Annotated in this window: 21 protein-coding genes and 1 tRNA gene; 11 read left to right on the top strand and 11 right to left on the bottom strand. The window is 75.0% G+C overall.

Going from position 1 to position 18,722, the window contains the following annotated elements:
* Positions 1-88 precede the first annotated feature (88 nt).
* A complete protein-coding gene (locus tag ACI79P_RS01350; RefSeq protein WP_456579242.1) occupies positions 89-628 on the bottom strand; it encodes a hypothetical protein in 540 nt (179 codons plus the stop codon).
* Between the two features lie 108 nt (positions 629-736).
* On the opposite strand from ACI79P_RS01350, the gene ACI79P_RS01345 reads away from it, so the two are divergent.
* From ACI79P_RS01345 to ACI79P_RS01330, 4 genes are all read left to right on the top strand, one after another.
* Positions 737-813 (top strand) — tRNA-Met (locus ACI79P_RS01345).
* A gap of 134 nt (positions 814-947) precedes the next feature.
* A complete protein-coding gene (locus tag ACI79P_RS01340) occupies positions 948-2,264 on the top strand; it encodes a cytochrome P450 (RefSeq protein WP_456579241.1) in 1,317 nt (438 codons plus the stop codon).
* Entirely contained in the window at positions 2,261-2,479 is a 219-nt protein-coding gene (locus ACI79P_RS01335) for a ferredoxin (protein WP_456579240.1), read from the top strand. The genes ACI79P_RS01340 and ACI79P_RS01335 overlap by 4 nt, the downstream gene beginning before the upstream one ends.
* 8 nt (positions 2,480-2,487) lie before the next feature.
* On the top strand, positions 2,488-2,778 hold the full coding sequence (locus ACI79P_RS01330) for a GNAT family N-acetyltransferase (RefSeq protein WP_456579239.1): 291 nt from the start codon (positions 2,488-2,490) through the stop codon (positions 2,776-2,778).
* Between the two features lie 59 nt (positions 2,779-2,837).
* Here ACI79P_RS01330 and ACI79P_RS01325 read toward each other — a convergent pair whose 3' ends face one another.
* Complete coding sequence (locus tag ACI79P_RS01325) at positions 2,838-3,347, bottom strand: VOC family protein (RefSeq protein WP_456579238.1); 510 nt, start codon at positions 3,345-3,347, stop codon at positions 2,838-2,840.
* Positions 3,348-3,448: 101 nt separating this feature from the next.
* On the opposite strand from ACI79P_RS01325, the gene ACI79P_RS01320 reads away from it, so the two are divergent.
* Positions 3,449-4,318: a polysaccharide pyruvyl transferase family protein gene (locus tag ACI79P_RS01320; RefSeq protein WP_456579237.1), complete on the top strand. Its 870-nt coding sequence runs from the start codon at positions 3,449-3,451 to the stop codon at positions 4,316-4,318.
* On the opposite strand, the gene ACI79P_RS01315 is transcribed toward ACI79P_RS01320, so the two are convergent.
* Complete coding sequence (locus ACI79P_RS01315) at positions 4,296-5,177, bottom strand: glycosyltransferase family 2 protein (protein WP_456579236.1); 882 nt, start codon at positions 5,175-5,177, stop codon at positions 4,296-4,298. The genes ACI79P_RS01320 and ACI79P_RS01315 overlap by 23 nt on opposite strands.
* A gap of 248 nt (positions 5,178-5,425) precedes the next feature.
* Between ACI79P_RS01315 and map the strand changes: the two genes are divergently transcribed.
* Together map and ACI79P_RS01305 are read left to right on the top strand one after the other, a co-directional pair.
* A complete protein-coding gene (gene map, locus ACI79P_RS01310) occupies positions 5,426-6,196 on the top strand; it encodes a type I methionyl aminopeptidase (protein WP_456579235.1) in 771 nt (256 codons plus the stop codon).
* A gap of 43 nt (positions 6,197-6,239) precedes the next feature.
* Positions 6,240-6,557, top strand: coding sequence for an antibiotic biosynthesis monooxygenase family protein (locus tag ACI79P_RS01305; RefSeq protein WP_456579234.1), 318 nt, complete (start codon positions 6,240-6,242; stop codon positions 6,555-6,557).
* 3 nt (positions 6,558-6,560) lie between these two features.
* Here ACI79P_RS01305 and ACI79P_RS01300 read toward each other — a convergent pair whose 3' ends face one another.
* From ACI79P_RS01300 to ACI79P_RS01285, 4 genes are read right to left on the bottom strand one after another with little or no spacing between them, the layout of a single operon-like run.
* A complete protein-coding gene (locus tag ACI79P_RS01300; protein ID WP_456579233.1) occupies positions 6,561-7,700 on the bottom strand; it encodes a cystathionine gamma-synthase in 1,140 nt (379 codons plus the stop codon).
* Entirely contained in the window at positions 7,697-9,163 is a 1,467-nt protein-coding gene (locus tag ACI79P_RS01295; protein ID WP_456579232.1) for a cystathionine beta-synthase, read from the bottom strand. The genes ACI79P_RS01300 and ACI79P_RS01295 overlap by 4 nt, the downstream gene beginning before the upstream one ends.
* A 19-nt stretch (positions 9,164-9,182) precedes the next feature.
* Positions 9,183-10,355: a zinc-dependent alcohol dehydrogenase gene (locus ACI79P_RS01290; protein WP_456579231.1), complete on the bottom strand. Its 1,173-nt coding sequence runs from the start codon at positions 10,353-10,355 to the stop codon at positions 9,183-9,185.
* 29 nt (positions 10,356-10,384) lie between these two features.
* Positions 10,385-11,332: an SRPBCC family protein gene (locus ACI79P_RS01285; protein WP_456579230.1), complete on the bottom strand. Its 948-nt coding sequence runs from the start codon at positions 11,330-11,332 to the stop codon at positions 10,385-10,387.
* 104 nt (positions 11,333-11,436) lie between these two features.
* On the opposite strand from ACI79P_RS01285, the gene ACI79P_RS01280 reads away from it, so the two are divergent.
* Both ACI79P_RS01280 and ACI79P_RS01275 read left to right on the top strand, forming a co-directional pair.
* On the top strand, positions 11,437-12,453 hold the full coding sequence (locus tag ACI79P_RS01280; RefSeq protein ID WP_456579229.1) for an aldo/keto reductase: 1,017 nt from the start codon (positions 11,437-11,439) through the stop codon (positions 12,451-12,453).
* Between the two features lie 8 nt (positions 12,454-12,461).
* Positions 12,462-13,805: an FGGY family carbohydrate kinase gene (locus ACI79P_RS01275; RefSeq protein WP_456579228.1), complete on the top strand. Its 1,344-nt coding sequence runs from the start codon at positions 12,462-12,464 to the stop codon at positions 13,803-13,805.
* Here ACI79P_RS01275 and hisN read toward each other — a convergent pair whose 3' ends face one another.
* A complete protein-coding gene (hisN, locus tag ACI79P_RS01270; RefSeq protein ID WP_456579227.1) occupies positions 13,806-14,645 on the bottom strand; it encodes a histidinol-phosphatase in 840 nt (279 codons plus the stop codon).
* 22 nt (positions 14,646-14,667) lie between these two features.
* Positions 14,668-14,850: a DUF2795 domain-containing protein gene (locus ACI79P_RS01265; RefSeq protein WP_456579226.1), complete on the bottom strand. Its 183-nt coding sequence runs from the start codon at positions 14,848-14,850 to the stop codon at positions 14,668-14,670.
* 53 nt (positions 14,851-14,903) lie between these two features.
* On the opposite strand from ACI79P_RS01265, the gene ACI79P_RS01260 reads away from it, so the two are divergent.
* Both ACI79P_RS01260 and ACI79P_RS01255 read left to right on the top strand, forming a co-directional pair.
* Positions 14,904-15,440 carry a DUF2087 domain-containing protein gene (locus ACI79P_RS01260; RefSeq protein WP_456579225.1) on the top strand — a complete coding sequence of 179 codons (537 nt, stop codon included), beginning with the start codon at positions 14,904-14,906 and terminating at the stop codon, positions 15,438-15,440.
* Positions 15,441-15,528: 88 nt separating this feature from the next.
* Positions 15,529-16,242, top strand: a complete 714-nt coding sequence (locus tag ACI79P_RS01255) for a hypothetical protein (RefSeq protein WP_456579224.1) — start codon at positions 15,529-15,531, stop codon at positions 16,240-16,242.
* A gap of 113 nt (positions 16,243-16,355) precedes the next feature.
* Here ACI79P_RS01255 and rsgA read toward each other — a convergent pair whose 3' ends face one another.
* Both rsgA and aroA read right to left on the bottom strand, forming a co-directional pair.
* The gene (rsgA, locus tag ACI79P_RS01250; protein ID WP_456579223.1) at positions 16,356-17,348 is read right to left on the bottom strand and encodes a ribosome small subunit-dependent GTPase A; all 993 of its coding nucleotides are present in this window, start codon (positions 17,346-17,348) and stop codon (positions 16,356-16,358) included.
* A gap of 23 nt (positions 17,349-17,371) precedes the next feature.
* Entirely contained in the window at positions 17,372-18,652 is a 1,281-nt protein-coding gene (aroA, locus tag ACI79P_RS01245) for a 3-phosphoshikimate 1-carboxyvinyltransferase (protein WP_456579222.1), read from the bottom strand.
* Positions 18,653-18,722: the final 70 nt, after the last annotated feature.

Below are 18,722 nucleotides of genomic sequence, written 5' to 3'. Positions count from 1 at the left end.
CAGCGCTCCGCGGCGCCGTCGGTCCCCCTCCGGTGTGTTCGACGGGCTCCGGCGGCAAACCCCGTTGCGGGGGCTCGGAGGACCTCCGTCAGTCGCCGGCGGCCTCGTCGGAGGCGTGGTCGTTCCCGCCGAAGACCCGGGCGGCGACCTCGCGCCGGGTCGTGGTGAGCCAGCTGTGCTGCCGGTTGGCCTGCTCCACCAGGCCGTCGAGCAGCTCCTTGTCCAGGCGCTCGTCGGCGTCGGCGACTTCCCGGAGGGTCTCGAAGCCGCTGCGCTTGGCCCGGACGGCGGAGGCGAGGAACTCGAACTCCACGAGGTCGCTGAGGGGGGACCGGGTGAGGAGCCGGCCGTTGAGCTTCAGGCGGGACACCTTCTCGCCGAGCCACAGCGCGACCTGCTTGTGCCGCTGGACCGGCAGCCCGAGGGTCTCCATGATCCCGCGCAGCGCGGCCTTCTCCTCGTGGAGCTCGGTGAGCAGCTGCTCCAGCCTCGGCGCGTACTCGGTCCCCTCGTGCACGCCCAGCATCCGCCGGACCAGTTCGATGCCCCCGGTGGAGGCGGCCAGGTGGTCGTTGCAGTAGATCGCCAGCAGATCGAGGTTGTGCAGGCCGGCGGGGGGTTGGGACACGGGACCTCCAGGGACGAGCGGCTCCCCACAGTGTCGTCGCCGACGTGGTGCCGCGCGCGAGGGTCGCCGCAGGCGGGACGCGGAGGGGTGTATGGTGGGAGCTACCGACGCGGGGTGGAGCAGCTCGGTAGCTCGCTGGGCTCATAACCCAGAGGTCGCAGGTTCGAATCCTGTCCCCGCTACCACGACGAAGGCCCGGTCACCCTGGTGACCGGGCCTTCGTGCATCTGCCCGGGGCGGCCCTCGCGGAGGTGTGTTGTGTGTCACCACGATTCTCTCTAACGTGCGGGGCACGAACGCCGCCCAGGGAGGACCGCTCGTGTCCGTCGACGCCGCACCAGCACCGGGAACCGCTCCGCAGCCGCGCAGGGTGGGCGCCGCCGACCTCGGCATCGACCTGTCCGACCGCGACTTCTGGTCGCGCCCGCCGACCGAGCGGCACGCCGTCTTCGACCGGCTCCGCGCCGAGCGGCCGTTCGCCTTCTTCGCCGAGCCGGAGATCCCGAACCTGGCCAGCGGCCCGGGCTACCACGCGATCACCCGCTACGCCGACCTGGAGGCGATCAGCTCCCAGCCCGCCGTCTTCTGCTCGGGCGAGGGGGCGGTGTCCATCCAGGACATCCCTGCCGACCTCAACGAGTTCTACGGCTCGCTGATCAGCATGGACGACCCGCGGCACGCCAAGATCCGCCGCATCGTGGCCAAGACGTTCACGCCGCGGATGCTGGAGCGGGTCGTCGACTCGGTGGCGGGCATCGTCGACGAGGTCCTGGCGCAGGTCCGGCGGAAGGCGGCCGCGGGCGACGGCACCTTCGACGTCGTCGCCGACCTCGCCGCACCCATCCCGCTGCGGGTCATCTGCGACATGATGGGCGTGCCCGAGCAGGACCGGGCGATGGTGCTGGCCAAGTCCAACGTCATCCTCTCCGGCGGCGACCCGGAGCTCGTGGAGGACGAGGACGACCCGCTCACCGGCGTCCTGATGGCCGGCATCGAGCTCGCCGCGCTCATGGAGCGGCTGGCCGCGGAACGGGTGGAGCAGCCCCGGGACGACCTCACGACGGCCCTGGTGACCACCGACGTCGACGGCGAGCGGCTGACCCACCAGGAGATCGCCTCGTTCTTCATCCTGCTGCTGGTGGCAGGCAACGAGACCACCCGCAACGCCATCTCGCAGGGGCTGCTGGCGCTGCAGGAGCACCCGGACCAGCGGGCCCGCTGGGTCGCCGACCCGGGCCTGACCCGCACCGCGGTCGAGGAGATCGTGCGCTGGACCAGCCCGATCACCTGGATGCGGCGCACCGCCACCCGCGACGGGGAGCTCGACGGCTACCGGTTCGCCGCGGGGGACAAGTTCCTCCTCTTCTACGCCGCCGCGAACCGCGACCCCGCGGTCTTCGCCGATCCGCACCGCTTCGACCTGGCACGCGACCCCAACCCGCACGTCGGGTTCGGGTCGAAGGGGCCGCACTTCTGCCTGGGCGCGCACCTGGCCCGGCGGGAGCTGGCGGTCACCTTCGCCCGGGTCTTCGAGCAGCTGCCCGACCTCGAGGTCACCGGACCGCCCGCCCAGCTCCGGTCGTCGTTCGTGAACGGGCTCAAGCGGCTCCCGGCCCGGCTCACGGAGCGCCCGTGAGCCGCCTGGAGGCCGACCTGGAGCGCTGCGTGGGGGCCGGCGCCTGCGAGGCGCTGGCGCCGGACCTCTTCGAGGTGGGCGACGAGGGGACGGTGACGGTCCTGCGCCCGCACCCGGAGGGCGGTGAGCTGCGCGACGCCGAGGAGGCGGTGCGGCAGTGCCCGACCCGCGCCCTGCAGCTGGTGGCGGAACAGCCGGCCCCCGCCCGAGGTTGACCGCGGGCATGGAGACCACCGTCACCGACGTCCCCGAGTCCGACCGCTTCGAGATCCGCGACGGCGACCGCGTGCTGGGCCTGGCCGCCTACGAGCGCCGCGGCGACACCCTGGTGTTCACCCACACCGAGGTGGACCCGGACGCCGGGGAGTCCGGCCTGGGCAGCACGCTGGTGCGGGCCGCCCTCGACGAGGTGCGCTCACGGGGCGGGTCGGTGGTGCCGCGCTGCTCGTTCGTCGCCGGCTGGATCGAGCGGCACCCCGACTACGCCGACCTCGTCGCCGATCCGGAGCGCTGACGGCCCCGTCCCGAGGCTCGCCGCGAGCGTGCGAGCGGTGAGGAGGACGGGGTCCTCCTTCACAGGACCTTGCTGCCGTACATCTCCCCGAGCGGGTCGGCGATGAGCTCGATGCGGGCGCCGTCGGGGTCGCGGAAGTAGACCGACACCCCGCTGTGCACCTCGTGCTCGACGCCGGCCTCGGTGAGCCGGCCGACGAGCTCCTCCCAGCGCTGCGGGTCGACGCTGATCGCCATGTGGTGCAGGCCGCCCAGCACCTCCGCGTAGGGCCCGACGTCGAGGCCGGGGAAGTCGAAGAACGCCAGCAGGTTGCCGTTCCCGATGTCGAAGAAGAAGTGCGAGGACCCCGGGTAGTCGCGGTTCTCGATCAGCTCCGTCAGCGGGAAGCCGAGCACGTCCTGGTAGAAGCGCACGGTCCGCTCGACGTCGCTGCTGATGAGCGCCGTGTGGTGCAGGCCGCGGGCGGTGGAGGCCGGGCGGGCTCCGGCCGGGCGCAGGTGTGCGGCGCGGATCCGGTCGCGCTCGGCCTCGAGGGCCGGCAGGTCGCGGTCGCGGTCGGTGGTGGTCACGGCGGCTCCTCGTGGGTCAGGGGTGACCGGCACAACCCCTCGGACCCGCTTCCCCTTCCCAGCGGGTGCCGGCCGGGCGCCCGGCTGCGAAGGTGGAGGTCGTGCGTGTTCTCGTGGCGGGTTGGTTCAGTTTCGACGAGGTGGTCGCCACCGTCGGCGACGAGCTGGGAGCCGATGCGGTCACCGGTTGGCTGACCGAGCTCGGCGTCGACCACGACGTGGCCTGGGCGCCCTACCTGGAGCGGGGGGTGCACTGGCGGGACGTCGACCCGGCCGACTACACCCACCTGGTCTTCACGACCGGCCCCATCGGCGACCTGCCGCCCCTGCCGGAGCTCACCGCGGCGTTCGCCGGCGTCCGGCGCTGGGCGGTCAACGTCTCCGTCGTCGACGACTCGGCCCGCGAGATGTTCGACGCCGTCTGGGAGCGCGACGCCGCGGGGGTGACCCGGCCGGACCTCGCGATCGAGGTCCCGGTGGCCGATGCCCCGGTGCTCGCGGTGGCGTTCGCCCCGGTGCAGGGGGAGTACGGCGAGCGCAGCCGGGCCGACCGGGTCCGCGGCGTGATCGAGGAGTGGCTCGCGGCCCGGGCCCTGCCGTGGTTCCCGATCGACACCGACCTGTACGACAAGCCGCATCCCCGCCGCCCCGCCCAGGTGGAGGCCCTGCTGCGGCGGTGCGACGCCGTCGTCAGCATGCGGCTGCACGGCATGGTCCTCGGGCTCAAGCACGACCGCCCGGTCGTCGCGTGCGACCCGATCGCCGGCGGTGCCAAGGTCACCGGCCAGGCGCGAGCGCTGGAGTGGCCGCTGGTGCTGGACGCCGAGGAGGTCACCGCCGAGGTCCTGGACGAGGCGCTGTCCCGCTGCCTGTCCGGCGAGCTCGCCGGAGCGGTGGCCCGGTCCCGGAGCCGGGGCGCCGCCGGGAGCGAGGACGCGCGGCGGTGGTTCACCGAGCGGCTGGGGCGCTGAGCGGCCGCTGCGCCAGGGCGAACCGCCGCTCCACCTCCGCCGGGACCGGCCGCCGCTGCCGCAGCGCAGCGGGCAGCCGGCGGGCCCAGCCGCGCAGCGCTGCCCGCGCCGCGGGATCCGACAGCGCCCGCCGCGCCAGCCGGCCCGTCGCGGTCAGCGCCACCGGCAGCGGGCGGCGCAGCCAGTCGACGAGCAGGTCGTTGCGGGTCTGCAGCGCCCACCGCTGCGGCGAGACGACCGGGGGACCGGCCGGGGCGTGCCAGGCGACGACGTCGTCGGCGTAGCTCTGCTGCCAGCCCGCCGCCGCGAGGTCCAGCGCCAGCAGGTGCTCCTCGCCGCCGAAGAACAGCAGCGGCGAGAACCCGCCGACCGACAGGTACGCCTCCCGGCGGACCACCGTGGCGAAGGCCGGGTAGCTCAGCACGTCGGGCCCCGGGCCGCCGGGCGTCGTCCCCAGCACCGCGGTCCGGTGCTTGCGGGTGACCGCGTCGAGCGACCCGTCGGCGGCCATCCGCACGCGGCCGGCGATCAGGGCAACCCGGGGGTGGTCGTCGAGCAGGTCGGCGGCGCGGTCGAGGGCGCCCGGCTCCCACCAGGAGTCGTCGTCGGCGAAGGCGACGTAGGGGCTGCCGGCCCGCTGGACGCCGACGGTGCGGGCCACCGCCCCGCGGTTCTCCGGCAGCTCGACCACGGTCACGCCCGGGTGCCCGGCGCGCACGGCCGCCGCCGTGCCGTCGGAGGAGCCGTTGTCGACGACGACCACCGGGTGGGCGTCGCCGTCGAGGCGGGCGAGCGACCGGAGCAGGGATCCCCGCCGGTTCCGGGTGGCGACGACGACGGTCAGGCGCGGGGAGGTCACCCGCTCCTCCGTACCGTGCCGGCGTCGTCCTCGAACGCCCCCGACGGCGCGGCTGCGAGGGCGGCCACCGGGCGCCCCGGGCCGGTCGGTCTCCGCCCCGCCGGCGTGGGCAGAGAGCGATCGCTCCGGACGGGGCTCTGGGCTGCCCGGCCCCGTCCGGTGGCTCGCGCGCAGCGTGCGAGGGGGACGAGCACGGGGTCCTCGCCATGCCGGGATAGCTTTGCCGGGAGCACCCGAGGAGGACCACCGTGATCGAACTCCGCACCCCCGGCGAGCTGGACGCGATGCGCGCCGCCGGCGCGGTCGTCGCCGACATGCACGCCGCGGTGCGGGCGATCGCGGCGCCGGGCGTGCGGCTGACCCAGCTCGACGCCGTGGCCCGCGACGTCCTGGCCGACGCCGGCGCCACGTCGCCCTTCCTGGGCTACGCACCGCTGTCGACCACCCCGCCGTTCCCCGGGGTGCTGTGCCTGTCGGTGAACGACGTCGCGCTGCACGGCATCCCGACCCCCGAGGTCCTCGAGGACGGCGACCTGCTCAGCGTGGACGCCGGTGCGGTGCTCGACGGCTGGGTCGGCGACGCCGCGATCACCTTCCCGGTGGGCACGCCGCGGCCCGAGGACCTCGCGCTGGTGGCCACGACCGAGCGGGCGCTGGAGGCCGGGATCGCGGCGGCCGTCGTCGGAAACCGCGTGGGCGACATCTCCGCCGCGATCGGCGCGGTCGGCCGGGCCGGCGGGTGCGGCATCAACACCGACCAGGGCGGGCACGGGGTGGGGCGCACCATGCACGAGGCGCCGTCGGTGCCCAACGAGGGCCGCGCCGGCCGGGGCGTGCCGCTGCGCGCGGGGCTGGTCATCGCGATCGAGCCCTGGTTCCTCGCCGGCGGCTCCGACGACTACACCGTGGACGCCGACGGCTGGACCCTGCGCAGCGCCGACGGCAGCCGGGCCGCGCACGTCGAGCACACGGTCGCGGTCACCGAGGACGGCCCCAGGATCCTCACCGCCCCGCGCTGAGGGCCGCCGCCGCGGCGCTCCAGCGGGCCGTACGGTGCAGGCCGTGATCCTCGAGCACGCAGAGCTGTCCGTGACCCCTGGCCGCGAGGACGAGTTCGAGGCGGCGTTCCGGTCCGCAGCCCCGATCATCTCCGCCGCACCGGGCTTCCGGCGGCTGATGCTGTCCCGGTGCGTGGAGCGGGAGAACGTCTTCCTCCTGCTCGTCGAGTGGAGCAGGATCGAGGACCACACCGAGGGCTTCCGCGGCTCGCCGGGGTACCAGGAGTGGCGGCGCCTGCTGCACTCCTTCTACGACCCGTTCCCCGTGGTCGAGCACTTCCACCCGCTGTTCATCGTCGGGCCGACCGCACCGGGGTCCTGAGGGTCAGCCCAGCGCCTGCTCCAGGTCGGCCAGGAGGTCGTCGGCGTCCTCGATGCCGACCGAGAGCCGCACGAGGTCGGCCGGCACCTCCAGCGGGGAGCCGGCGGCGCTGGCGTGGGTCATCCGGCCCGGGTGCTCGATCAGCGACTCCACGCCGCCCAAGGACTCGGCGAGCGTGAACAGCCCGGTCCGCTCGCAGACGGCCAGCGCCGCCTCCTCGCCGTCCCGCAGCCGGAACGACAGCATCCCGCCGAAGCCCGACATCTGCTTCGCCGCGATCGCGTGGCCGGGATGGTCGGGCAGGCCTGGGTAGAGCACGGAGGCGACCCTCGGATGCCCGAGCAGGAAGTCGGCGATCCGCGCGGCGTTGGCGCAGTGCCGGTCCATCCGGACGCCGAGCGTCTTGATGCCACGCATGAGCAGCCAGGCGTCGAAGGGGCCGTTGACCGCGCCCATCGCGTTCTGGTTGTAGGCCAGCCGCTCGCCGAGCTCCGCGTCGCCGGTGACCAGCGCCCCGCCGACGACGTCGGAGTGACCACCCAGGTACTTGGTGGTCGAGTGCACGACGACGTCGGCGCCGAGGGTGAGCGGCTGCTGCAGGTAGGGCGAGGCGAAGGTGTTGTCGACGACGAGCACGGTGCCGGTCTCGCGCGCGATCCCCGCCAGTGCGGCGACGTCGGCGATGTTGAGCAGCGGGTTGGTGGGCGTCTCGCACCAGATCACCCGGGTGGTCTGCGGCGCGCAGGCATCCCGGACGGCGTCGAGGTCGCCGAGGTCCATCGGCCGGTAGCCGACCCCCCACGGCTCCAGCACCCGGGAGATGAGCCGGAAGGTCCCGCCGTAGGCGTCCCCGCCCAGGACGATCGAGTCACCGGGCCGGCACACCGTGCGCAGCAGGGCGTCCTCGGCGGCGAGGCCGGAGGCGAACGCCAGCGCCGTGGTGCCCTGCTCGAGCGCCGCGAGCTGCGCCTGGAGCGCGTCGCGGGTCGGGTTGCCGCTACGGCTGTACTCGTAGCCGCCGCGCAGCCCGCCGACGCCGTCCTGCTTGTAGGTCGTCGTGAGGTGCAGCGGGGGGATGACCGCGCCGGTGGCCGGGTCGGGCTCCTGCCCGGCGTGGATGGCGCGGGTGTTGAAGCCGGTCATCGCTCGACCGTAGGCGCGCGGCCGGCCGACGACACGCCGGCGAGGTGCCCGAGCACGTCCTGCCGGGTGACCACGCCTGCCGGCTTGCCGTCGACGTGCACCAGCAGCGCGTCGGCCGACCCCAGCTGGGCCACCGCGGCGCTGACCGCCTCGCCCGAGCCGACGATCGGCAGCGGCGGGCTCATGTGCTTCTCCACCCGGTCGGCGAGCGAGGCGCGGCCGGCGAAGAGCGCGTCGAGCAGCGTCTTCTCGTCGATGGAGCCGACGACCTCACCGGCGGTCACCGGCGGCTCGGCCCGGACCACGGGCAGCTGGCTGACCCCGTACTCGCGCAGGATGTCGATGGCGTCGCGGACGGTCTCGTTCGGGTGCGTGTGCACCAGCGTCGGCGTCTCGCCGGACTTGGTGTGCAGCAGCTCCCCGACGGTCTCCCCGCCGGTGGCCTCGACGAAGCCGTAGTCGGCCATCCAGGCGTCGTTGAAGATCTTGCCCAGGTAGCCGCGGCCGCCGTCGGGCAGCAGCACCACGAGGACGTCGTCCTTCGTGAGCCGCTCGGCCACGCGCAGCGCGGCGACCACGGCCATGCCGCAGGAGCCGCCGACCAGCAGCCCCTCCTCGCGGGCGAGCCGGCGGGTCATGGCGAAGGAGTCGCCGTCGGAGACCGCGACGATCTCGTCGGCGACCTCCTGGTCGTAGGTGCTCGGCCAGAAGTCCTCGCCGACGCCCTCGACCAGGTACGGACGGCCGGTGCCGCCGGAGTAGACCGAGCCCTCGGGGTCGGCGCCGATGACCTGCACCCGGCCCGCCGAGGCCTCCTTGAGGTAGCGGCCGACGCCGCTGATCGTGCCGCCGGTGCCGGCCCCGGTGACGAAGTGGGTGATGCGGCCGTCGGTCTGCGCCCAGATCTCCGGCCCGGTCGTCTCGTAGTGCGAGCGCGGGTTGTTCGGGTTGGAGTACTGGTCGGGCTTCCAGGCTCCGGGGGTCTCCCGGCTGAGCCGGTCGGACACCGAGTAGTACGAGCGCGGGTCGGCGGGGTCGACGGCGGTCGGGCACACCACCACCTCGGCGCCGTAGGCCTTGAGCACGTTGATCTTCTCCTGCCCGACCTTGTCGGGGCAGACGAAGATGCAGCGGTAGCCGCGCTGCTGGGCGACCAGCGCCAGGCCGATGCCGGTGTTGCCGCTGGTCGGCTCCACGATCGTGCCGCCCGGCTTCAGCTCACCGCTGGCCTCGGCGGCGTCGACCATCCGCACGGCGATCCGGTCCTTCACCGAGCCGCCGGGGTTGAGGTACTCGACCTTGGCCAGCACCAGCGGCGCGTCGGGGCCCAGGTCGCGGGTCACCGACGACAGCCTGACCAGCGGGGTGTTGCCGACCAGGTCGACGACGGACTCGGCGTACTGCACGGTGGCGTCCTCCTCGGAGCCGGGCCGGCCGCGTCGCCGGCCCGGTCTGGCGTCCATCCCACCAGACGGGGCGGGGTCAGGGCTTGAGGACCACCTTGGTGCAGTCGTCCTCCTTGTCCCGGAACATCCGGTAGCCCCGCGGCGCCTGGTCCAGCGGCAGCGTGTGCGAGATGAGGAAGGTGGGGTCGATCTCGCCGTCGCGGATCTTCTCGTACAGCGGCTTCAGGTAGCGATGCACGTGGGCCTGGCCGGTGCGCACGGTCAGCGACCGGTTCATGAGCGAGCCGACCGGGAACTTGTCCATCAGCCCGCCGTAGACCCCGATGATCGAGACGGTGCCGCCGTTGCGGCAGGCCATGATCGCCTCGCGGAGCGCGTGCGGCCGCTCGGTCTCGGCCATCACCGCCGTCTTCGCCCGGTCGTAGGCGTCGACCGCGGCGGTGGGGTGGGTGGCCTCCAGCCCGGCCGCGTCGATGCAGCCGTCGGGCCCGCGGCCTGCGGTGAGCTCGTTCAGCGCATCCAGGACGTCGACCTCCTCGTAGTTCAGGACGTCGGTGGCGCCGGCCTCGCGCGCCTTGTCCAGCCGGTAGTCGAAGCGGTCGATGGCGATGATCCGCTCGGCGCCCAGCATCTTCGCGCTGGCCACCGCGAACAGGCCGACGGGCCCGGCGCCCCACACCGCGACGACGTCGCCGCCGGAGATGTCGCACATCTCCGCGCCCATGTAGCCGGTGGGGAAGATGTCGGTGAGGAAGAGGACCTGCTCGTCGGTCAGGTCGTCCTCGACCTTCAGCGGGCCGACGTCGGCGAACGGCACGCGCGCGTACTCGGCCTGGCCACCCGGGTAGCCGCCCACCAGGTGCGAGTAGCCGAAGATGCCGCAGGGGGAGTGGCCCCAGAGCTTCTCGGCCATGCCCGCGTTCGGGTTGGAGTTCTCGCAGACGGAGAACAGTCCGCGCTCGCAGGCGTTGCACGCGCCGCAGGCGATGGGGAACGGCACGACGACGCGGTCGCCGACGCGCAGGTTCGAGACGCCCTTGCCGACCTCGACGACCTCGCCCATGAACTCGTGGCCGAGGATGTCGCCCTTCTTCATCGTGGGGATGAACCCGTCGTACAGGTGCAGGTCGGAGCCGCAGATCGCGGTGGAGGTGACCTTCACGATCGCGTCGCGGTCGTTGAGCAGTACGGGGTCGGGGACCTCGTTGACCTCGACGTGGTTCTTGCCCATCCACTGGGTGGCGCGCACGGGGGTGGTCCTTCCGGGAGTCGGCGGGGTCAGGAGCGGGGCGCGGCGGGCTGCTGCTTCGCCAGCCGGCGGGCCAGCGGCCCCTCGGGGGTGCCCTCGGAGCGGACCACCTGCCCGGTCTCGAGGATCTGCTTGAAGCGCGCCAGGTCGTCGCGGATCTGCTGGTCGGGGGCCTCACCGAACAGCTTCGCCACGGCCTTGCCCGCCTTGCCGCCGGGCTGCGCGTAGGCCAGCCGCACGCGCACCTCGGTGCCCTGGTCCCCGGGTGCCGGGCGGAACTCGACGACGCCGGCGTTCTCGATGTCCGCGCCGGGCAGCGACCGCCAGCGGATCCGCTCGCCGGGGGACTCCTCGACCACCTCGGCCTCCCACTGCACGGTGCGCCGGCCCGGCGCCTCGGCCACCCAGCGCCAGCGCCCGACGCCGGTGGTGCTCACCTCGCGCACGTGCGCCATGAACTCGGGGAGCCGGGAGAAGTCGTGCCAGCGCGCGTAGACGTCGTGCGGCGGCTTGTTCACCGTGGTGGCCGCGGAGACGTCGATCGCGCTCTTCCACGGGGCCGAGGTCGGCAGCAGCTCGCGGGCGTCGCTGCGGCTGCCCCGCCGCTTCGCGCGCACGGCGGTGAGCAGGTCGAGGGCGGCGAGCCCGGCGACGGCGACCGTGGCGTTGCGGAGCCGGCGCCCGCGCTCCCCACCGCGGTGCGAGAGGGCCACCCCCATCGCGGTGAGGTCGACGGCGTCGCCGGCCACCCGGGTCCAGGCCCACCCCGGCCGGCCGGCGAGCAGCGGCAGGGCGTGCAGCAGCTCGCGGGCGCCGACGAGCGGGATCACCGAGAGCGCGGTGGCCGAGTCGTCGACCCCCGAGAACCGGGCGACGCCCTTCGGGTCGCGCAGCATGGCGACCCCCAGGCCGGTGCTGGCGAGGCCCAGGACGCGGGCGCTGCGGCGCGGACCGGGACGGGTGCGGCTGGAACTCATCGGGGTCCTCCGGTTCGATCGGTGCCCGCTCCGGCTACCCGTCGACCCGGCAAAGAAACGGCGGCGGTGGCGGGCGCGACCGCTGAGGGGCCAGGATGCGGGGCATGCCCGCCGCCCCGCTCTCCGCCGTCCCCACCCGCACGCTCGGCCGTGACGGGCTTCCCGTCTCCGCTGTCGGTCTGGGCTGCATGGGCATGAGCCAGATGTACGGCGCCGCCGACCGCGAGGAGTCGATCGCCACCGTGCACCGGGCCCTCGACCTCGGCGTGACCTTTCTCGACACCTCCGACGTCTACGGCAGCGGCCACAACGAGGAGCTGGTGGGCGAGGCGATCGCCGGGCGCCGGGACGAGGTCCAGCTGGCGACGAAGTTCTCCCTGTCGCGCACCCCGGACGGCGGAGTGCGGATCGACGGCCGCCCCGAGAACGTGCGGGCCTGCGCCGAGGCGAGCCTCCGCCGGCTCGGCGTCGAGGTGATCGACCTCTACTACCAGCACCGGGTGGACCCGCGGGTGCCGATCGAGGACACCGTCGGTGCGATGGCCGAGCTGGTGGCCGAGGGGAAGGTGCGCCACCTCGGGCTGTCGGAGGCCAGCGCCGCGTCGATCCGCCGGGCGGTCGCCGTGCACCCGATCGCGGCGCTGCAGAGCGAGTGGTCGCTGTGGACCCGCGACCTCGAGGAGGAGGTGCTCGGGGTCGCGCGGGAGCACGGCATCGGGATCGTGCCGTTCAGCCCGCTCGGCCGCGGCTTCCTGACCGGGGCGATCCGCAGCCCCGAGGACTTCGGCGCGGACGACTGGCGGCGCGGCCACCCGCGCTTCACCGGAGAGGCGTTCGCGGCGAACCTCCGGCTGGTCGACGCCGTCCGCGAGCTCGCCGCGGAGAAGGGGGTGACGGCCGGCCAGCTGGCGCTGGCCTGGGTCCTCGCGCAGGGCGACGACGTCGTGCCGATCCCCGGCACGAAGCGCCGGTCCTACCTGGAGGAGAACGTCGCCGCGGCCGCCGTCGAGCTCTCGGCCGAGGACCTCGCCCGGCTCGACGCGATAGCCCCGCCGGGGGCGGCCGTCGGCGGGCGGTACGTCGACAGCAGCTACGCCTACGGCGACAGCCCGGAGCGCTGACCGGCGCCGTGGGCGGGGTGTTCCTCGGCGCGGACCTCGGCACCAGCGGGCTGAAGCTCGTCGCGCTGGACGACGGCGGCGCGGTGGTGGCCGAGGCCGAGTCCCCGTACGGCTACGACCGGCCGGCCCCGGACCGCGCCGAGATCGACGTGGCGGTGTGGCGGCGCGCCCTGGACCGGGCGCTCGCCGACCTCGCCCCGGCGCTCGGGGGCGCGCGGGTGCGGGCGCTGGGGTTGTCGGGCCAGATGCACGGCACCGTGCTGGTCGACGCCGCCAGTGCGCCGGTGCGGCCGGCGGTGCTCTGGCCGGACGCCCGGGCGAGCGGTGAGCTGGCCGACTGGCGGGCGCTCCCCGCGGCCGACCGCGCCGCGCTGGCCAACCCCCTCGTACCGGGGATGACCGGGCCGGTGCTGGCCTGGCTCGCCCGCCACGAGCCGGAGGTCCTCGACCGCGCCGCAGCCGTGCTGCTGCCCAAGGACGCGCTGCGACTCACCCTCCTGCCGGGCAGCCCGCCGGTCACCGACCGCAGCGACGCCTCGGGGACGCTGCTCTGGGACGTCCCCGCGGACGGCTGGTCGCCCTCGGCGACCGCGGCCGCGGGGGTGCCGCCGCGGCTGCTCCCCGCGGTCCGGCCCGGCAGCGAGGTGGTGGGCGTCGCGGCGCTGCCGCTCGGGGAGGTGCCGGTCGTCGTCGGTGCGGCGGACACCCCGCTGGCCCTGCTCGCGGCGGGCACGGTCACGGGGCTCCAGGTGAACCTGGGCACCGGCGCGCAGGTGCTGCGCCCGGGCTGGTCCCCGCGTCCGGTCGAGGAGCCGGCGGTGCACGGCTACGCCGACGCGCAGGGCGGCTGGTACGCGATGGCGGCGCTGCGCAACGGGGGCTCGGCCTGGGCCTGGGTGTGCGGTGTCCTCGGCCTCTCCTGGCCCGAGCTGTTCGCGGCCGCGGCGTCGGTGCCGGATGCGGGAGGTGCGGTCTTCCGGCCCTTCCTCACCGGCGAGCGCGGCGGCGTGGCCGGGCCCGGGGACCGGGCCGGGTGGGACGGCCTGCACCCGGGGACCACGCGAGCGCACCTGGCGCGGGCGGCGGTCGAGGGCGTCGTCCGGGCGGTCGGCGCCGCGACGGCGCTGCTCGAGCCGCCCGACGACGGCGTCCCGGTGGTGGTCACCGGTGGCGGCGCCCGGACCGGGCTCGTGCAGCAGCTGCTCGCCGACGAGCTGCGGCGCCCGGTGCGCGTGCTGCACCTGCGCAGCGCGTCGGCCGTCGGCGCGGCGCTGCTGGCCGCCCGAGGTGCCGGCGCGGACGTCGTCCCCGCACGCGTGGCCGGCCCGGTGGTGGAGCCGTCCCGCGCCTGATCAGGACGGCGGGACCGGCGGGGACGAGGTCAGCTGGTGGACCGTCTCGGTCTGCCCCAGCCGCTCCAGGGCGGCGTCGTGCAGCCGGCCGTTGGTGGCCAGCGCGCTGCCGCCGGCGGGCCCGGGGACGCCGGTGACGTCGGTGAACCGGCCACCGGCCTCCCGGACGATCACGTCGAGCGCCGCGAGGTCCCACAGCGACACCTCGGGCTCGCAGGCGATGTCGACCGCACCCTCGGCCAGCAGCACGTAGCTCCAGAAGTCGCCGTAGGCGCGGGTGCGCCACACCGAGCGGGTGAGGTCGAGGAAGCCGTCGAACCCGCCGCGCTCCTCCCAGCCCGAGAGGCTGGAGTAGCTGAGGCTCGCGTCACCGAGCTGCGACACCTCCGACACCCGGCAGCGGGTGGCCGACTCCAGCCGGCGCCCGGTCCAGGCGCCGACGTCCTTGGCCGCCCACCACCGCTTGTTCAGCGCGGGCGCCGAGACCAGGCCGACCACCGCCTCGTCGCCGTCGAAGAGCGCGATGAGGGTGGCCCAGACCGGCACCCCGCGGACGAAGTTCTTCGTCCCGTCGATCGGGTCGAGCACCCACCGGCGCGATCCGTGGCCGGTCGTGCCGAACTCCTCGCCGAGGACGGCGTCCCGGGTGCGCGCGCGGCCGAGCGTGATGCGCAGCTGCTCCTCGACGGCCCGGTCGGCGTCGGTGACCGGCGTCAGGTCGGGCTTGGTGTCGACCGTGAGGTCCTGGGCCTTGAACCGGTCCATGCTGATCGAGTCGGCCTGGTCGGCCAGCACGTGTGCCAGCCGCATGTCCTCTGAGAAGCCCCGACCCGACGTCATGGGCACCCAACCTAGCGGTGCGTCAGTCGAAGACGGCGGAACTGACCCCGCTGGGTCCTTCGTACTCGCGGTCCTCGATCTTCTTGAGCGCGTCCACGACCTCGCCGTCGCCCCCGTGCTGCTCGGCGTGCTTGACGATGTCGTCCTTGCTCGCGGGGTAGTCCATGCCGGCCAGGGCCTTCTGGATGTCGATCGGGCTCACCATGCCCCGCTCCCTACCCGGCGGTCCGCCGCCGATGCACCGATTACCGTCGGGGTGTGGACGCGGCGACGATCGCGGGGCTGCTCGCGGACCCGGTGCGGCTCAAGGTGGTCGCGGCCCTGGCGCTCGGCGCCGGCACGATCGAGGAGGTCGCCGAGGCGACCGGGCTGGGGCTCAAGGACGTCGCGCTCGCGGCCCGTCGGCTGGCGCGCGCGGGGCTGGTGCACCGCGACGGCCACGCCTTGGCGCTGCGCACCGAGCGGTTCGGCGCCGCCGCGCGGGCCGCCGCCGAGGCCGCGCCCGCACCCCAGCCGCTGTCGGACGACCCGGCGGAGGACGCGGTGCTCTCGGCGTTCGTGCGCGACGGCCGACTGGTGTCGATCCCCTCGCAGCGGAGCAAGCGGCTGGTCGTCCTCGACCACCTGGTGCGGGTCTTCGAACCCGGGGTGCGCTACCCGGAGCGGGAGGTCAACGCGCTGCTCGCCGTCTGGCACCCGGACGTCGCGGCGCTGCGCCGGTACCTCGTCGACGAGCAGTTCCTCACCCGCGAGGCAGGGATCTACTGGCGCAGCGGCGGCCGGGTCGAGGTCTGACCCCGCGGTCGACACCTCGACGGGTCGACAGGCGGTGATGGTGACAAGTCGTTCGACGCCGGAGCCGATCGGGCCGCAGACTCCTCCGGTGCTCCGCCCGTCACCCGACACCTTCGCCGCCCTCGCGCGCTCCTCACCGTGGCGCTGGTCGACGCTGCGGTTCTCCGTCAGCTGGCCGGGGGACAGGTGGAAGCCCGGTGCCGTCCGGGCGTGGCTGCGCCGTCCGGACCTGCTCCGCGTCGAGACGGTCGACGGTGCGCCGCTGCAGCTGGTCCGGGAGCCGGCGCGGGAGGCGGAGCCGCGGCCCCGGCTCCGGCCGGACGGGCTGGTGGCGGAGCGGCGCGAGGCGTGGGACCACGCCCTCGACGACCCGATGCACCAGGACTACCACTGGGTGGCGATGCTCGACCCGGCGGAGCTCGCCGACGGCCGTGATCCGGACACCGACGCGCTGGTGGCTGCCCTGGACGTGCTGTCCCTGGCGGAGGTCGAGCACGCCGGGCGGGCGGCCTGGGAGGCCGTCGTCCGGCCGACCGACGCCTACGAGCCGCGCTGCGGCTGCTGCCCGTTGCTCCGCTCGCGGGAGGTGGACCTGGACGAGTACCGCGACCACCCGGAGCACATCCTGGACGAGTACCCGGACGCCTACCGGGTGCGGCTGGACGTGCAGACCGGCGTCTGCGTGCTGACCGAGGCCCTCGGCGGCGACAACGCGGGACGGGGCCACGACCTGCGGATCGAGGCGGTCGACGAGCCGATGGCCGACGACCTCTTCGTCGAGCCCCGCCGGCGGCGCTGGTGACGTGCTGGAACGGCCCCGTCCGGAGGCTCGCGCCGAGCGTGGTGACGTGCTGGAACGGCCCCGTCCAGAGGCTCGCCCCGAGCGGAGCGAGGGGTGAGGGGGACGGGGTCCTTTCAGTAGCCGGGGCCGACCTGGCCCACCGCGCCGAGCAGGACCCGCAGGGCGGCCAGCTGCTGCTCCCGGGCGGGCGGTCCCGCGGCCGCCCAGGCGTCGAGCGCGCAGTCCGGGTCCTCGGCGGTGTGCCCGCACCCGGGCGGGCACTCGGTCGCGGCCTCGGCGATGTCCTCGAAGGCGGCGAGGACGTCGTCGGCGGTGACGTGCGCCAGGCCGAAGGAGCGGATGCCGGGGGTGTCGATGACCGTCCCGCCGCCGGGCAGGTCGAACAGCACCGCCGACGACGACGTGTGCCGGCCCTTCCCGATCTTGCTGACGTCGCCGGTCGCCCGCAGCGCGTCGGGCACCAGCCGGTTGACCAGCGTGGACTTGCCGACACCGGACTGGCCGACGAAGACGCTCATCCGGTCGCGCAGCCGGCCGACGAGGTCCTCCAGCGGGAGCTCCCGGGACATCGGCACCGCGTCCAGGCTCAGCCCGGCGTAGCGGTCCAGCAGCGGCTCCGCTGACGCGAGGTCGGTCTTGGTGAGGCACAGCAGCGGCTCGAGCCCGCCGGCGTAGGCGGCCACCAGGCAGCGGTCGAGGAAGCCGTAAGCCGGCTCGGGGTCGGTGACCGAGGTGACGACGACCAGCAGGTCGGCGTTGGCCACGACCACGCGCTCGGTGGGATCGGTGTCGTCGGCGGTGCGGCGCAGCGACGTCGCCCGCTCCTCGATGACCACGATCCGGGCGAGGGTGTCCGTGCGCCCGCTGGTGTCGCCCACCACCCGCACCCGGTCGCCGACGACGACGCCGTGCCGGCCGAGCTCGCGGGCGCGCATCGCCGTGACGTCGACCGGCGCGCCGTCGGGCCCCTCGACCCGCACCGTCATCCGCCCGCGGTCGACCGCGATCACCAGGCCGGGGACGGCGTCGGCGTGCGTGGGCCGGGTGCGCGTGCGCGGGCGCGAGCCGCGAGGGCTGGGCCTGACCCGGACGTCGTCCTCGTCCATGCGCCGGGCCCCGCGCTGCGCGCTCAGGAGAGGGCCCCGATCGGCTCGCCCAGCAGGCCGGCCCAGCGCTCCCGGAAGTCGGGGAGGGTCTTGGTGACCGCGTCCGGGCCGGTGACCGCGACGCCCTCGATGGCCAGGCCGAGGACGGCGGCGGCCATGACCATGCGGTGGTCGGCGTAGGAGTCGAGCACCGCGGCCCGCGGGGGCCCGGGCTCGATCTCCAGCCCGTCGGGCAGTTGCCGCACCCGCGCGCCGACGGCGGTGAGGACCTCGTCGAGCGCCTGCAGGCGGTCGGTCTCGTGCCCCCGCAGGTGGGCGATCCCGGTGAGCCGGGACGGGCCGTCGGCGAGCGCGCACAGCGCCGCGATCACCGGGGTCAGCTCCCCGACCTCGCCGAGGTCGGCGACCAGCGGCCGGATCGCCCCGGTGCCGGTGACCCGCAGGCCCTCGGGGGTCCGGGTCACCTCGGCTCCCATCGCCGGGAGCAGCCGGTCCAGGTGGGCGCCCGGCTGGGTGGTGACGTCGGGCCAGTCGCGCACGGTCACCCGTCCGCCGGTGACCAGCGCCGCGGCGAGGAACGGGGCGGCGTTGGAGAGGTCGGGCTCGACGACGCGGTCGAGGGCGGCGACGGCCCCGGGCGCGACGCGCCACCCGCGGTCGGTGGCGGCGACGTCGACGCCGTGCTCGCGCAGCGTGGTCACCGTCATCTCGACGTGCGGCATCGAGGGCACGCCGCCGGTCAGCGCGAGGTCCAGGCCCTCGTCGAAGCGGGCCGCGGCGAGCAGCAGCCCCGAGACGATCTGCGAGGACTCCCCGGCGTCGACCTCGACCGGGCCGCCGCGCACCCGGCCGGTGCCGTGCACGGTGAACGGGGCGCGGCCGCGGCCGTCGTCGTCGACCCGCACCCCCAGGTCGCGCAGCGCGGTGATCAGCCCGCGGTTCGGCCGCTCGTGCAGCCGCGGGTCGCCGTCCACGCGGACCGCGCCGTCGGCCAGCGCCGCCACCGGCGGCAGGAACCGCAGGATCGTGCCGGCGAGCCCGGCGTCGACCGTGGCCGGGCCCCGCAGCGCGCCGGGGGTGACGACGACGTCCTCGCCGTCGTCGTCGACCCGGACCCCGAGGGCCCGCAGCGCCGCGGCCATGAGGTCGGTGTCGCGCGCCCGCAGCGGGCGCACCAGCCGGCTCGGGCCGTCGGCGAGCGCCGCCAGCACGAGCGCGCGGGCGGTCAGCGACTTCGACCCCGGCAGGGTGACGACGGCGTCGACGGGAGACGGGTGGTGCGGCGCCGCCCAGGCATCGGTCACGAGGACCATCCTGCCCGGTCGCCCGAAACGCACCACCCGGCCCCGTTCGACGGCCCCCTGCAGGGTCCCG

The organism is Blastococcus sp. SYSU DS0510 (assembly GCF_054050835.1).
Note: the sequence above shows the minus strand (reverse complement) of the source record. Positions and strands in the feature narration are given on the sequence as shown.

What these genes read in the sequence shown, in the direction of transcription:
- ACI79P_RS01330 (WP_456579239.1), top strand. Translation starts at nt 2,488, where the DNA reads ATGGAGACCACCGTCACCGACGTCCCCGAGTCCGACCGCTTCGAGATC.
- ACI79P_RS01300 (WP_456579233.1), bottom strand. Translation starts at nt 7,700, where the DNA reads ATGACCGGCTTCAACACCCGCGCCATCCACGCCGGGCAGGAGCCCGAC.
- ACI79P_RS01295 (WP_456579232.1), bottom strand. Translation starts at nt 9,163, where the DNA reads ATGGACGCCAGACCGGGCCGGCGACGCGGCCGGCCCGGCTCCGAGGAG.
- ACI79P_RS01285 (WP_456579230.1), bottom strand. Translation starts at nt 11,332, where the DNA reads ATGAGTTCCAGCCGCACCCGTCCCGGTCCGCGCCGCAGCGCCCGCGTC.
- ACI79P_RS01280 (WP_456579229.1), top strand. Translation starts at nt 11,437, where the DNA reads ATGCCCGCCGCCCCGCTCTCCGCCGTCCCCACCCGCACGCTCGGCCGT.
- hisN (WP_456579227.1), bottom strand. Translation starts at nt 14,645, where the DNA reads ATGACGTCGGGTCGGGGCTTCTCAGAGGACATGCGGCTGGCACACGTG.
- ACI79P_RS01265 (WP_456579226.1), bottom strand. Translation starts at nt 14,850, where the DNA reads ATGGTGAGCCCGATCGACATCCAGAAGGCCCTGGCCGGCATGGACTAC.
- rsgA (WP_456579223.1), bottom strand. Translation starts at nt 17,348, where the DNA reads ATGGACGAGGACGACGTCCGGGTCAGGCCCAGCCCTCGCGGCTCGCGC.